Annotated in this window: 16 protein-coding genes; 4 read left to right on the forward strand and 12 right to left on the reverse strand. The window is 68.2% G+C overall.

The features are described 5' to 3' along the window. Positions 1-91: 91 nt before the first annotated feature. The 3 genes from ACN2C8_RS01620 to ACN2C8_RS01630 are packed head-to-tail and all read right to left on the reverse strand — an operon-like array spanning position 92 to position 2,633. Positions 92-1,429: an ATP-binding protein gene (locus tag ACN2C8_RS01620; protein ID WP_419254064.1), complete on the reverse strand. Its 1,338-nt coding sequence runs from the start codon at positions 1,427-1,429 to the stop codon at positions 92-94. Further along, a complete protein-coding gene (locus ACN2C8_RS01625; RefSeq protein WP_419254065.1) occupies positions 1,429-2,130 on the reverse strand; it encodes a response regulator in 702 nt (233 codons plus the stop codon). The genes ACN2C8_RS01620 and ACN2C8_RS01625 overlap by 1 nt, the downstream gene beginning before the upstream one ends. Next, entirely contained in the window at positions 2,127-2,633 is a 507-nt protein-coding gene (locus ACN2C8_RS01630; RefSeq protein ID WP_419254066.1) for a MarR family winged helix-turn-helix transcriptional regulator, read from the reverse strand. Before ACN2C8_RS01630 ends, ACN2C8_RS01625 begins: the two co-directional genes overlap by 4 nt. A 55-nt stretch (positions 2,634-2,688) precedes the next feature. Between ACN2C8_RS01630 and ACN2C8_RS01635 the strand changes: the two genes are divergently transcribed. Next, positions 2,689-2,811 carry a hypothetical protein gene (locus tag ACN2C8_RS01635; RefSeq protein WP_419254067.1) on the forward strand — a complete coding sequence of 41 codons (123 nt, stop codon included), beginning with the start codon at positions 2,689-2,691 and terminating at the stop codon, positions 2,809-2,811. A 63-nt stretch (positions 2,812-2,874) separates the two neighbouring features. On the opposite strand, the gene ACN2C8_RS01640 is transcribed toward ACN2C8_RS01635, so the two are convergent. The 9 genes from ACN2C8_RS01640 to ACN2C8_RS01680 form a co-directional block, all read right to left on the reverse strand. Then, a complete protein-coding gene (locus ACN2C8_RS01640) occupies positions 2,875-4,926 on the reverse strand; it encodes a TonB-dependent receptor plug domain-containing protein (RefSeq protein WP_419254068.1) in 2,052 nt (683 codons plus the stop codon). Between the two features lie 259 nt (positions 4,927-5,185). Continuing rightward, entirely contained in the window at positions 5,186-6,190 is a 1,005-nt protein-coding gene (locus tag ACN2C8_RS01645) for a tetratricopeptide repeat protein (protein WP_419254069.1), read from the reverse strand. 139 nt (positions 6,191-6,329) lie between these two features. After that, a complete protein-coding gene (locus tag ACN2C8_RS01650; RefSeq protein WP_419254070.1) occupies positions 6,330-6,746 on the reverse strand; it encodes a DUF4870 family protein in 417 nt (138 codons plus the stop codon). A 3-nt stretch (positions 6,747-6,749) separates the two neighbouring features. Beyond that, positions 6,750-7,115, reverse strand: a complete 366-nt coding sequence (locus ACN2C8_RS01655; protein WP_419254071.1) for a DUF4870 family protein — start codon at positions 7,113-7,115, stop codon at positions 6,750-6,752. 96 nt (positions 7,116-7,211) lie between these two features. Further along, positions 7,212-7,763, reverse strand: a complete 552-nt coding sequence (locus ACN2C8_RS01660; RefSeq protein WP_419254072.1) for a hypothetical protein — start codon at positions 7,761-7,763, stop codon at positions 7,212-7,214. A gap of 4 nt (positions 7,764-7,767) precedes the next feature. After that, positions 7,768-8,175, reverse strand: a complete 408-nt coding sequence (gene folB / locus ACN2C8_RS01665; protein WP_419254073.1) for a dihydroneopterin aldolase — start codon at positions 8,173-8,175, stop codon at positions 7,768-7,770. 13 nt (positions 8,176-8,188) lie between these two features. Then, positions 8,189-8,941 carry an SDR family oxidoreductase gene (locus ACN2C8_RS01670; protein WP_419254074.1) on the reverse strand — a complete coding sequence of 251 codons (753 nt, stop codon included), beginning with the start codon at positions 8,939-8,941 and terminating at the stop codon, positions 8,189-8,191. 158 nt (positions 8,942-9,099) lie between these two features. Then, on the reverse strand, positions 9,100-9,552 hold the full coding sequence (locus ACN2C8_RS01675) for a type II toxin-antitoxin system VapC family toxin (protein ID WP_419254075.1): 453 nt from the start codon (positions 9,550-9,552) through the stop codon (positions 9,100-9,102). Beyond that, positions 9,549-9,806 carry a type II toxin-antitoxin system Phd/YefM family antitoxin gene (locus ACN2C8_RS01680; RefSeq protein ID WP_419254076.1) on the reverse strand — a complete coding sequence of 86 codons (258 nt, stop codon included), beginning with the start codon at positions 9,804-9,806 and terminating at the stop codon, positions 9,549-9,551. Before ACN2C8_RS01680 ends, ACN2C8_RS01675 begins: the two co-directional genes overlap by 4 nt. A 77-nt stretch (positions 9,807-9,883) precedes the next feature. Here ACN2C8_RS01680 and ACN2C8_RS01685 point away from each other — a divergent pair, with 77 nt between their 5' ends. From ACN2C8_RS01685 to ACN2C8_RS01695, 3 genes are all read left to right on the forward strand, one after another. Continuing rightward, on the forward strand, positions 9,884-10,354 hold the full coding sequence (locus ACN2C8_RS01685) for an NUDIX domain-containing protein (protein ID WP_419254077.1): 471 nt from the start codon (positions 9,884-9,886) through the stop codon (positions 10,352-10,354). A gap of 105 nt (positions 10,355-10,459) precedes the next feature. Further along, positions 10,460-11,899 carry an aldehyde dehydrogenase family protein gene (locus ACN2C8_RS01690; protein ID WP_419254078.1) on the forward strand — a complete coding sequence of 480 codons (1,440 nt, stop codon included), beginning with the start codon at positions 10,460-10,462 and terminating at the stop codon, positions 11,897-11,899. A 92-nt stretch (positions 11,900-11,991) separates the two neighbouring features. Further along, positions 11,992-12,435, forward strand: a complete 444-nt coding sequence (locus ACN2C8_RS01695; RefSeq protein WP_419254079.1) for a GNAT family N-acetyltransferase — start codon at positions 11,992-11,994, stop codon at positions 12,433-12,435. Positions 12,436-12,691: the final 256 nt, after the last annotated feature.

Here is a 12,691-nt window from a genome sequence, read left to right on the forward strand (position 1 = left end):
CGACTGAGGGGGACGTCTCGGCTTAGGCCGCGCTGCCCCCTCCGGCCCTCTGGGCCACCTCCCCCAGAGGGGGAGGATCTACCTCGCCGCCCTACGGCAACCGCATCACCGCCCTAAGGCCGCCCATCGCCGACCGCTCCAGCACCAGGTCCCCGCCCAGGCCGCGCGCCATATCGCGGGCGATGGCCAGGCCCAGGCCGACGCCCTTTTCGTTCTGGTTGCGCGATTCATCCAGCCGGTTGAACGGCTTGAAGGCTTCCTCGTAGCGATCCTCGGGGATGCCCGGGCCGTCGTCCTCGACGACGATCTCGACGCCGCCGGTGATCCGCGCGGCGGCCGTGATCTTCACATGATCGCCATAGGCCTTGGCATTGTCGATCAGGTTGGCCAGCGCCCGCCTGAAGGCGTTGGGACGCAACTCGACGGTCAGTTCAGGCGGTACGCTGGACTCGACTTTAGCGCCAGCCCGGAGCGCCGCCGCCACCACGCCGCCGATCAGCTCGGTCAGGTCGACGGTCTGAGGCGCTTCCCCGCCTTCGCCGCGCGCAAAGGCCAGGTACTCGTCGATCATGTGCTCCATCTCGGCCAGATCGCCCTTCATGGCATCCATCCGTTCGCACGGCTCGGCCAGGGCCACTTCCAGCTTCAGGCGGGTCAGCGGCGTGCGCAGGTCGTGGCTGACACTGGCCAGCAGGGCAGTGCGCTGTTCGATGTGGCGCTGGATACGGGCCTTCATGGCCAGGAAGGCCATGGCGGCCTGGCGCACCTCGCGCGCGCCATGCGGCTTGAAGTCGACATCGCCGCCGCGCCCGAAGGCGTCGGCCGCGTCGGCCAGACGCTCGATGGCCCGCACCTGGTTGCGGATGAACAGGATGGCGACTGCGGTCAGCAGCAGGGTCGCCACCACCATCCAGACGATGAAGATATGGCCCTGGGTGGCGAAGGCCCGGTCGCGCAGGGCGTAGATCTGCAGCACCCCGCCGTCCACCTGCACGCGGATGTCGATATAGGCGGTGTAGCGGGTGGTATCGAACCAGAACGGCACGTTCAGCCGGTCGGCCAGGGCCACCTGCAGCGAGCGATCCAGGGCCGGCAGCAGCGAGGCGCGCCGCCCGGTCGGCAGTTTCTTGCCCTTCTGGAAGGCGATGGAGAGGGCCAGGGATTCCTCGGCCCGGTCGGCCAGCTTGGCGACGGCGGCGGGGCTGGGATCATCCTGATAGCCGGCCACCGCCCAGGCGACGTCGCCGGCCAGGCCTTCGGACAGCCGGCTGTTCACCGTCTGCCAGTGGGCGTCGAAGAAGGCCCAGGTCACCGCGATCTGCATCACCGCCACCGGCAGGACGATGATCAGCAGGCTTCGCCCAAATAGCGAGGTCGGCAGCCAGCGCTTGATCTGGCGCGGGATGTAGAGCTTGGCGCGCAGGCGCATCAATCCGGCGCCAGCCGATACCCAATGCCCCGCACCGTCTGCAGATAGCGCGGGTTCTTCGGATCCGGCTCGATCTTGCGGCGCAGGCGGGTGACCTGGACGTCGATGGCGCGGCCGGTGGCGTCGGCGGTGTCGCGGGCCAGTTCCAGGCGGTCGACGGGCTCGTGGGCCGAGCGGGCCAGGCGGCGCATCAGGGCGACCTCGGCCTCGGTCAGGCGCACCGGCTGGCCGTCGCAGGTCAGTTCGCCGCGCTCGGGCTCGAAGGAACAGCGGCCCAGGGACAGCTCGCGCGGGCCAGTGGGCCGGGCGTTGGTGCGGCGCAGGATGGCCTCGATGCGCAGGAGCAGCTCCTGCGGCTCGAACGGCTTGCCCAGATAGTCATCGACCCCGTGGCTCAGGCCCTCGATGCGGTCCTGGGTCTGGTCGCGGGCCGTCAGCATCAGGATCGGGGTCTTGCCGGTCTCGCCGCCCATGGCCCGCAGGCGCTTGGTGAAGGCCATGCCGTCCTCGCCCGGCATCATCACGTCCAGCACCATCAGGTCGAAGTCGAGCGAGCCGCACAGCCGGTCGGCGCCGGCCGCATCGGCGGCGGTGCTGACCCGAAAGCCGGCCCGGACCAGGAATTCCTTCAGCAGCTTGCGGATGCGGTCGTCGTCATCGACGACCAGCAGATGGCGTTCGCGGCGTTCCTCGGGGGTCATGCCACCACTCTACGCGTCGGACCCACACCCTGTCTCGGACCAGCGAGCGCCGCCAGGATGCGGCGCGTGCCCGCGACCCCGTCCAGCCCGCCGGTACGATAGGCCTTGGCCAGCAGGGTGCGAAGCCGGTCGGCGGTGCGGGCCTCGAAGGCGACGCCCTCGGCGGTCAGCACGGCAGGCTTGCGCCGGCCGTCCAGATCGCCGGAGGCGCGCTCGACCAGCCCGGCCTTGGTCAGGTCGGCCAGGGTGCGGCTGGCGGCCTGTTTGGACAGGCTGGTCAGTTTCGACAGGTCCTGCACCCCGAGGCCGGGCCGGCGACGCAGCAGGAAGGCGGCGCGCCAGTGCGACCGGCCCAGGCCCAGGGCCTCGGCTTCCAGCGCCGCGTCGACGGCCGCCCACAGCGCCGCCTCGGCCAGCAGGATCAGCTCCAGGCCGCTGTCCAGCTCCTCCTCGCGCAGGATGAGCCGGGGGTCGGCCGCGCCTTGCTGCAGGGAGGCTATCATCGCCGTTAGGTCCACTTGTCTGTCGGTCGGGATGTCGGGAGGTCTAGGGCACACGGTGGCTGAGATCGACGAGGCCCGCAAGGCGAGTGCGGGCCAGAACAGGCGCTGCGGCCGTTCTGTGGGCTGGATCACCCGCAGCGGCCGCGAGATGAGCGGTGTTTCAGCGGCGCGGCCCTGAACGACAAAGCCGCCCGGGATCGCTCCCGGACGGCTCGTGGAGGCTCTGGCCTGCGGCCCGGCCTCAGAAGGTCTTGCGCAGGCGCAGTGAGACGAAGGTGTTGGGGTTGATGGCGCGGTCCTCGACGAAGGCCACGGCGCGGGTCGTGCGGTTGGCATAGACCGTGCGCTTCTGGCTGTAGTCGTCCCAGAGGTTCAACTGGGCGCGGATCGCCAGGGTCGGGGTCGGCTTGTACTCGACGAAGGCCTCATAGTACTGGGCCCCGCGCCAGGTGCTGGTCTGGTCCGGGTCATAGGTGCCCTGGCCCAGCAGCGGCAGCCAGTTGATCCCCCACTGGGTCTTGTAGCGCACCAGGTCCTGCTGGAAGCCCAGATTGGCCTGGGTGGGGCGCACCTGCGAGATCGGCCGGTCCTTGCCCGTGGTGGGGTCGGTGACGTGGGTCTCGTTCCAGTCGTTCTTGAAGGTGAAACGGCCGCCCGTGACGCCCAGCTTGTCCAGCGGAACGACGATGTTCACCGACAGCTGGTCCAGTGTGCCGTCGCCGATATTGCCGGTCGCCGACAGGCCGCCCGGCAGGGGCAGGCGGTCGATCACGCCGATGATCTCTTCGTGGCTATAGCCGATCGAGACGATGCCCTCGCCCCAGAACCGGCGCTCATAGGTCAGTTCGGCGATCCAGCGCTGTTCCGGTTCCAGATCGACATTGCCGCCATAGACGGTCCCGTCGTCCAGCTCGGCCGAGGCGGCGAAGTCGCCGAAGTCCAGCTGGCCCAGTTCGCGCTCGAAGCGGAACCGGACCTGGTTCTTGTCGGCGGGCGTCCAGGTGGCCAGCAGGCGCGGCTTGGCGAAGAAGAAGCTCTTTTCCTGATCGGCATCGCCCGACTGTTTGATGGTCGAGGTTTCCAGCCGCAGGCCGCCTTCGAGGCTCAGCTTGGGGTTCACCCGCCAGGTGGCCTTTGAGAAGGCCTCGCCGCGGGTTTCCTCCACCGTGACCGAGGCTGAAGGCAGGGGCACGGCCACGCCGCCCTGGGTGAAGGCCTGGGTGACCTCCAGCATGTTGTAGGCGATCTCGCCGCCCGCCTCGAGGGTCAGGGACGCCGAGCGCTCGTTGCGCACCAGGGCGCGGAAAATGGATTCGGAGGACTCGCCCTCGGCGCTGAACCGCTGTTCAGGCCGGGCGACGCCGCCCAGGATTTCGTTGCTGGTCGACACGTCGTCAAAGGTCTCGAACTCGTGCATCGCCCGGGTCTCCAGCGACCAGCGCGGCGCGAGCGGGCGGCTGTAGGTCAAGCCGAGTTCGCCGTTCTTTTCCTTGTTGGCGAAGTCGCTGTCGCGCTGCGCCACGCCCGAACGCTGACGGCTCCATTCGTTCCAGTCGCTGTCGCCGTAGCGGGCGGTGGCGTCCAGCTTGCCGCCGGCGACGGGGCCGTTGAAGTTGCCCCGGATTCCGTGACCGCCGCCCCAGCCGTCGTTCTGGTAGAATTCATCGCGGATCACCGCGCCGGCGCCGTCGCGGCGGATCGTGCGGCCAGGGCCGTTGGAGTCGCTGGTGCCCATGCCGTCCGACAGGGTCACGCCCCAGCTACGGTCGCCGTCGCGGGCGGTGAACTGGTAGGAGCCGCCAAAGACGTCGTGGCCGCCGTCGAACACCATGGCGTTCATCGTCAGGATCGACTGGCGGCTGGCGGTGGTCTTCAGGATCACGTTCACGATCACCGAATAGCCCTGCATGTCGATGCCCGCCGCGCCGCCACGGATCAGTTCGATCCGCTCGACCTGGTTGGCGGGCGTGCGCGACATCACGCTGGAGCCGGTGTCGTTCTTGGAGGCCGGGCGATTGCCGTTGATCAGGATGTTGCCGACCGCGCCCTCGAAGCCGCGCGCGCCCGAGCCGTCATTGACCGAAAAGCCCGGCACGCGGTTGATCATGTCCAGGGCGGTGTTGGGACGCTGGGCGGCGAAGAAGTCGGGCTGGAAGACCAGGACGCCGGGTTGAGCGGCGTCGCCCGCGACCGCGCTGGCCGGCGCCTCTGCCGTTTGCGACGCCTCGGCGGCGAAGGCCGAGCCGGCGGTCAGGACAAGCGCTGTGGTGGCCAGCAGAATGGTTCTGGTCATCGGTTTCCCCTCGATCTTTCGGAGGAGAGCTCTGCCGGGCTGTTGCGTTCACCTCAAGTTACAAGGCGGAAAAATTATTATATCTCTGTAATCATTAAATGAAATTCATGTTCGGCGACTTTCGGGCATGAGCCTTTAAGGCCGAATTATTCTTGAAGGTTTGATGTCTTCATCTGTATTAGGCGCAGAAAATCAGCTCATTTATAAACGGCGTCGTCAGTCCGTGGGGCGCTGAAATTCCCAGTGGACTTGCCAAGTCTTAAGTCGAGACCTTGGCCTCCAGCTCGGCCAGCCGCTGGCGGGTCAAGGCCAGGTCCGAGCCGAACCGCGCCGGGTCGGCGGCCGCCAGCCGCGCCGCGACGTCATAGCTTTCGCGATAGAGATCCAGCGCCCGCATGCGGTGGCCGCGATCTTCGCGCAGGTCGGCCAGGCGCTCCAGCGACACCGACAGGGCGCGCTGGGCCCCCGGGTCCCCGGCCTCGCGGCCGCCGCTGGACCGGCGCAGGGCCAGGGATTCTTCAAAGGCCGACAGGGCGTCGTCGAGGCGGCCTTCGGTCTCGGCCACGTCGCCCACCCCGGCCAGGGTTCCGGCCAGCAGTTCCATGGCGTTGACGTCGCCGGGCGTGGTGCGCAGGGCGTCACGAGCGTGGGAGACGGCGGTGTCATAGGCCTCGGCGGCGTCGTCCATCTGGCCCTGGCTACGCGCGAAATCGCCCAGGTCGCGATAGACGGTGGCCAGTTCGCGGTCGCCGCTGGCGGCGCCCTTCATGGCGATCAGCAGCCGGGCCGCCTCGGGCCAGGATTCGGCCCGGGTCAGGGCGATCATGCGCTCGCGCAGGTGGGCGAAGGTGTCGCCTACGGGGGCGGCGGGCTTGGCCTGAGAAGGCGCCGCCTGGGCCCGTCGAGGCACGGGGGCCGGCTGGGGCACTGCGACGGGCGCAGGCGCGATATCAAGCACGGGCGTGGCGATGGGCGCGAAGTCCTGGGCCGGCGCGATGACCGGCACGGCTTCCAGGCCACTTTCGAGGTCCAGGACGACCGGCCCCGTCCTTCGCCGCTTGGGTTTGGGGCGAGGCGTCAGGGCGGCGACGACGAATACTCCCCCGAGTATCGCCGCCGCCGCGCCGGCCAATGGTCGATGCGGCTCAAACGGTCCGAGATCCAGGTACGCGGCCCAGCTTCCCAGCTGCCCCCAGCCCGCGACCACGTATCCCGACGTCGCCAGGATCGTCCCCAAGATGATCCCTACGATGCGAGCCAGCATGCCGCCCCCTCCAAGACGTCCATTCGCCAGGAGGGACAGGTCAGCCGAGCCGGGCCCTGTCGTCGAGCCGTCTCAACTGGCAGGGGAAGTGCGTGCGGAAAGACGACGCTCCGCAGGGCGCCGGCCGCGAAAGGCGCCTCTAAATCAGCCATGTCCGGGGTCTGGGATAGGCTTCGCCGCGCGCCAGATAGTAGATCCCGACTCCGCAGCGGACCGCGAACCACACGCCGACCAGGCCCATGATCATGGCGCCGGCCGCCACCACCGGAATGCCGACCAGCAGGATCGACAGCGGCAAGCCCAGGATGAACAGCACAAGACCGATCAGGAACCAGCCGATGGTCAGCCAGAAACTGCGGACGGCGAAGGTATAATGGCTCTCGTTGATCGGTCCCGCCGTCGACCGATTGGAATAGGCCACGATCAGGCCGACGATGGTGGTGGCCGCGCAGGTGGCGAAACCCAGCACATACAGGCCATAGACGACGGCCGGCAGGACCTTGTCCTCTTCGGCGCGGACCGTGGGCGGCTGGCCGGGGGTTGAAACGTCGGTCATGGCTCAGAGCATCCAGTTTGTGGGGGTGGGGTAGGCCTGGCCCTTCAGCACGAAGGACAGGCCGATGATGCTGCGCACGGCGATCCACACGCCCAGGGCGGCCAGCAGGAAGATGCCGATCCCGATCACGGTCAGCGCCCCGCCGATGATGCCGAACAGCAGCGACAGCCAGAAGGTGCGGATGGCGAAGGTATAGTGGCTCTGCAGCCAGTCGGGCGCGCCCTTGCGGCTGACATAGGCCAGGATCACGGCGATCACCGAGGTGACGCCCCCGGTGATCAGTCCCGCCAGGGTCAGGGCGTAGACGACGATCGGCAGGGTCTTTTCATCCTGCAGAGACGGCGGGACGGCGGGGTCGAGATCGGTCACGGTGCAGCTGAACCTTGGAAAACGATGGTGTCCCAAGGATCGTCCTTATCGGCGATCGATGCAAATGAAGGTCCCGTAACCCTGGGCGCCGCGGCTCTAGGGCAGCAGGTCCCGCGGCGGGTCGCGCGGATCAAAGCCATCGCCGCGCGACAGCCAGGGCAGGGCGGCCAGCAGCAGGATCAGGACGAAGCCCATCCGGGCGGCCATGTCGATGCCCAACCCGGCCATGCCGGCGCTGAGCGACGAGACCAGCAGGGCTGCGACGCCGATGGCCAGAAAGCCGGCGACCCAGGTCAGGGCCGGACGGGCTTCGATGCGGGCCAGGTCGAAGCGGGCGGCGGGGGCGGCGTCGGCGGCCTGGCGCGACAGGGCGCGCACGAAGGTCGAGAAGCTCTCCAGCCGGTCCTCGACATGGCCGGGTCCGGCATAGCTCTGGGCGATGATGACCATCCGGGCGCGACCAAAGCTCAGTTGCAGCACGCGGCGGTGGCCGCCCCGGGGCGCGGCGGCCAGGCGAAAGCGGGTCAGGGCGCTGAGGGGGAAGCCGCGCACGCGGACGCCGCGCGTCTCGACCAGCGTCCCGTCCTTCAGCGTCCAGACCGTTTCCGGCTGGAGCGGCGCGAGGCGGGCGCTGTGGGTCGGGACCATGGAGCTAGGCGCGGACGGCGGTGATTTCCACGCCGGCGGCGGCGGCGTGCGGGGCCAGGGCCAGGGGCTTTTCGACCCGAACTCTTGCGCGGGTCACCCGGGCGTCGGCGAAACAGGCCTGGGCCAGGCGTTCGGCGAAGGTTTCGACCAGATCGATATGACCCTCGTCGGCGATGGCCCGGGCGGCCTGGCCGATGGTCTCGTAATTGACGGTGTCGCCCAGGCGCTCGCAGTGGCTGGCGGCGACGTCCAGCTCGACATCGATGACCAGCGGCTGGCGGCGGCCGTGCTCGTGGTCATAGACCCCGATCCAGGCTTCCACCCTGAGCGCGCGGACGAAGACCTTGGTCACGATCACGCGGGCCACTGGAGCGGCGTCGGCGGTATTTTCGGCGAGGGGAGAGGCGGCCAAGCGGCGCCCTTTCTTAGGGTGCGACGATGTCGGGCGTGCGCCAGGCCAGATGCTGCCCGGCGTCCACGGCGATCATCTGGCCCGTGACCGCCCTTGCGTCAATCAGATAGCGCAGGGCGGCGGTCAGGTCGTCGGGGGTGGCGCGGCGCTGCAACAGGGTGCCGGCCGCTTCGGCCTCGAACTCGCCGGGGGCCTGGTGGATGTTGGGCAGGGTCGGGCCTGGACCGATGGCGTTGACGCGGATGCGTGGGGCCAGGGCCTGGGCCAGGGTCTGGGTCGCCCACCACAGGCCGGCTTTGGACAGGCTGTAGCTGAAGAACTGCGGATTGGGCCGCCAGACGCGCTGGTCGACGATATTGACGATCAGGCCCTCGGCGTCGCCCGGCAGGGCGGCGGCGAAGGCTTCCGCCAACACGATGGGGGCCCGCAGATTGGTCTCGATATGGCTGTCCCACAGGGCGCGGTCCAGCGATCCGACCCGGTCGTCGCTGAAGCTGGAGGCGCTGTTGACCAGCAGGGTCAGGGGGCCCAGCGGCGCGGTGCGGGCGATTAGTCCAGCGACCTGGGCCTCGTCCGAAAGCTCGGCCGACAGCGCGATGGCGCGGCGACCCAGGGCCTGGATGGCGGCCACCGTCTCGGCGGCCTCGCCAGCGTCACCGCGATGATGCACGGCCACGTCATAGCCGGCGCGCGCGGCCTCCAGCGCCAGGGCCTGGCCGATCCGACGCCCCGCTCCGGTGACCAGGGCCGCGCCGCGCGGGCTCATGGCTGGCTTAGTCGAGACGGCCGAACTCGAAGTAGTTGAGGGCCAGGAAGGTGCCGATAAAGGCGCCGATAACGAGGATCGCGATCATGACGCGGCTCCATTGAAGACCAAGGGTCCTGCGGCTTTAGCGAGGCGCGTCGCCGGGGGCAAGAGCGGGCTCACGCCAATGGAAAATCGGCAGGATCGTCTGTCCAGGGATTGAACGTCGCCGCGCCGCTTTCCTGGACGTCGCGGATAGTGCGGGTGACCAGGAACAGGTCGTGTTCCAGCGCCGTCGCTGCCAGCAGGGTGTCGATCACGGCGGGAGCGTGACCCGTTCGCCGCTTGACCGCGCCGGAGATCTCGCCCCAGCGGCGCACGACCAGATCGCTGACCGACAGGGTGCGGCGAGCGAACCGCCCGGCCAGGGCGTCGCGGGCCGCGATGAAGCGCGAGCGGTCGGGATGATCGGCCGCCAGATTGTGGATGCCCTTGTCGTACTCGCCCAGCGACAGCACGCTGATGAACATCCGGGTCTCGGGCTGGGCGGCGGCCCAGGCTTTCACGCTGGGCGCGCCGTTCGGAGTGATCAGGGCGGCGATGACGTTGGTGTCGATCAGCCAGCCCTTCACAGGTCCGGATCTCGGCCTTGGTCGGGGTCGCGGGTCAGGTCCAGATCGTCGAGATGCAGGCCCTCGAGAAACGAGACCAGCGAAGGGCGGGCCGGATCGGGCGGCGACAGGCGCTCCAGATCCTCGACGCTCATAACCACCACGGCGTCCTTGCCGCGCACGGTCACCCGTTGCGGGCCTTGGCTGCGAGCCAGGCGCACCACTTCGCTGAAGCGGGCCTTGGCGTCTTCCAGTTTCCAGCTGAGATCACCCATCTCAGGCTCCATCTGACTAGCTGGTCAGATCATAGTTCGGATGGGCCCGGCGGGCAAGGACGGCTATCCTCCCCGCTATGCTCTGGCGCCGTCGCATCGAACCCTTCACCCGTCCTCTGGTCTATGCCTGGTTTCGCTGGAACCGGGGGCTGACGCTGGGGGTGCGCGGACTGGTTACGGACGCCGAGGGCCGGGTTCTGCTGATCCAGCACACCTATGTGCCCGGCTGGTACATGCCCGGCGGCGGGGTCGAGCGCGGCGAGACGGCTGAAATCGCTGTGGTCCGTGAACTGCAGGAAGAGGCCGGCGTCCGGGTGATCGGCCGGCCGCGCCTGCTGTCGGCGCACGACAATGGGCGGCTTCATCCTGGCGATCACGTGCTGGTCTATCGGATCACGGCCTGGGAGCCCTGCGAATCCTCGGCCCAGGGCGAGATCCACGCCGTCGGCTGGTTCGCGCCCGACGCCCTGCCGGCCGACATCAGCCCCGCCACCGCCCGGCGAATTGCCGAGGCTCTGGACGGCGTCGACAGCGATGTGATGTGGTGAGGGCTTCCCACATGATCGCCGATCATTAAAATGGATGTTTGAAGACGGCCCGCCGCATTCCTCATAAGAGCGGACCTCAATTCCCAGACAGGGCAGGAGCACAGCATGCGCGACTATACCAAGTTCTATATCGACGGGGCCTGGGTCGATCCGGTCGCGCCCAAGACGCTGGACGTGATCAATCCGGCCAATGAAGAGGTCTGCGGCCGCATCTCGATGGGCGGCGTCGCCGATGTCGACAAGGCGGTCATGGCCGCCCGCCGGGCGTTCGAGACCTTCAGCCTGACCAGCCGCGAAGAGCGCGTCGACCTGCTGGAACGCATCGTCGCCGAATACATGAAGCGCTTCGAAGACATGGCCAAGGCCATCACCGAAGAGATGGGCGCCCCCGCCTGGCTGGCCCAGCGCGCCCAGGCCGCCATGGGCATCGGCCACGTCCAGACCGCGATCGCGGTGCTGAAGAGCTACAAGTTCGAGGAAGACCGCGGCACGACCCGCATCGTCAAGGAGCCGATCGGCGTCTGCGCGTTCATCACGCCGTGGAACTGGCCGGTCAACCAGATCGCCTGCAAGGTCGCTCCGGCCCTGGCCACCGGCTGCACTATGGTGCTGAAGCCTTCGGAAATCGCCCCGTTCAGCGGCTATATCTGGACCGAGATCCTCAACGCCGCCGGCGTGCCGCATGGCGTGTTCAACCTGGTCAATGGCGACGGCCCTGTGGTCGGCGCGGCCCTGTCCAGCCATCCTGAAGTCGACATGGTCTCGTTCACCGGCTCGACCCGGGCCGGCATCGAGGTGGCCAAGAACGCCGCCCCGACCGTCAAGCGCGTCCATCAGGAACTGGGCGGCAAGAGCCCCAACATCATCCTCGAAGACGCCGACTTCCAGCGCGCCGTCACCGGCGGCATCGCCTCGGTGATGATGAACTCGGGCCAGTCGTGCAACGCCCCCACCCGCATGCTGGTGCCGGGCAAGAAGATGGACGAGGTCATCGCCATCGCCCGCGCCGCCGCCGAATCCCACACCGTCGGCGACCCCAACGGCAATTCCAAGATGGGCCCTGTTGTCTCCGACGTGCAGTGGAACAAGATCCAGGGCCTGATCCAGAAGGGCATCGACGAGGGCGCCACCCTGGTCTCCGGCGGCGTCGGCCGTCCCGAGGGTCTGGACAAGGGCTACTACGTCAAGCCCACCGTCTTCGCCAATGTCACCAACGAGATGACCATCGCCAAGGAAGAGATCTTCGGCCCGGTCGTCGCCATCCTCGGCTACGACACGGTCGATGAGGCCGTGAAGGTCGGCAACGACACCGAATATGGCCTGGCGGCCTATATCTCGGGCGGCGACGAGGCCGAAATCCGCAAGGTGGCCAGCAAGCTGCGCGCCGGTCAGGTCAATATCAACGGCGCCGGCACCGACATGATGGCTCCGTTCGGCGGCTACAAGATGAGCGGCAACGGCCGCGAGTGGGGCGACCACGCCTTCGGCGAGTTCCTCGAGACCAAGGCGATCCTCGGCTACGCGCCGAAGGTGGCGGCGGAGTAGGGTTCTACTGCTGAGGTTGTGAGTTTTAGGGGGGGCGGGGTCGAAAGGCTCCGCCCCTTTTCGTTTTTGGGCCAAACGCCTAGCCTTGCGCCATGATCACGCTTCGACAGATGACGGGCGATGAAGGTCCCGCCGCCGCAGACCTGCACCGTCGTGGGGGTGCGCTGATCCCGGGCTATGACACCTTGCTGCATACGGCCGAGGAATATGCGGTCTTTTATCGCGACAAGGTGATGGTTGACGGACCGGTATGGGGCGCGTTCGACGGCGAGGTGCTGCGCGGCCACATCGCCCTGCTGCCGGGTTGGATCGACCATCTGTATGTCGATCCGGACTTCCATGGCCTTGGGATCGGCAGCGCCCTGGTGCGGCTCGCCCAGGCGCAGCAGGCTGAGCTGCGGCTCTATACCTTTCAGGCCAACACGCGGGCGCGGGCGCTCTACGAGTGGCATGGCTTCGGGATCGAGGAACTGACCGATGGCGCCCGCAACGAGGAGAAGATGCCGGACGTGACCTATCACTGGCGGCGGGGGTGAGGCGGCGACGATGATCGTCGCGCCGTGAGGTGACGGCGGGCTGCCTCTGGGCGAAGGGGCGGCCAACCGCGATCCTCACAAATTCCCCGTCATTCCCGCCCTTGTGGCGGGAACCCCTCTGTCCGCCGCAGGTGCGGGAGGGGCGGTCGCTGGCGATCCGCTGGCGCTGTACGTGTCAGCTGAACCAGGGGTTCCCGCCACAAGGGCGGGAATGACGGGAGGTTTTCGGGTGGTGGAAGAGAGGGAAAGGGCCGTG

The sequence above is a fragment of the Caulobacter sp. ErkDOM-C genome, from assembly GCF_048541825.1.
GTDB lineage: Bacteria > Pseudomonadota > Alphaproteobacteria > Caulobacterales > Caulobacteraceae > Caulobacter.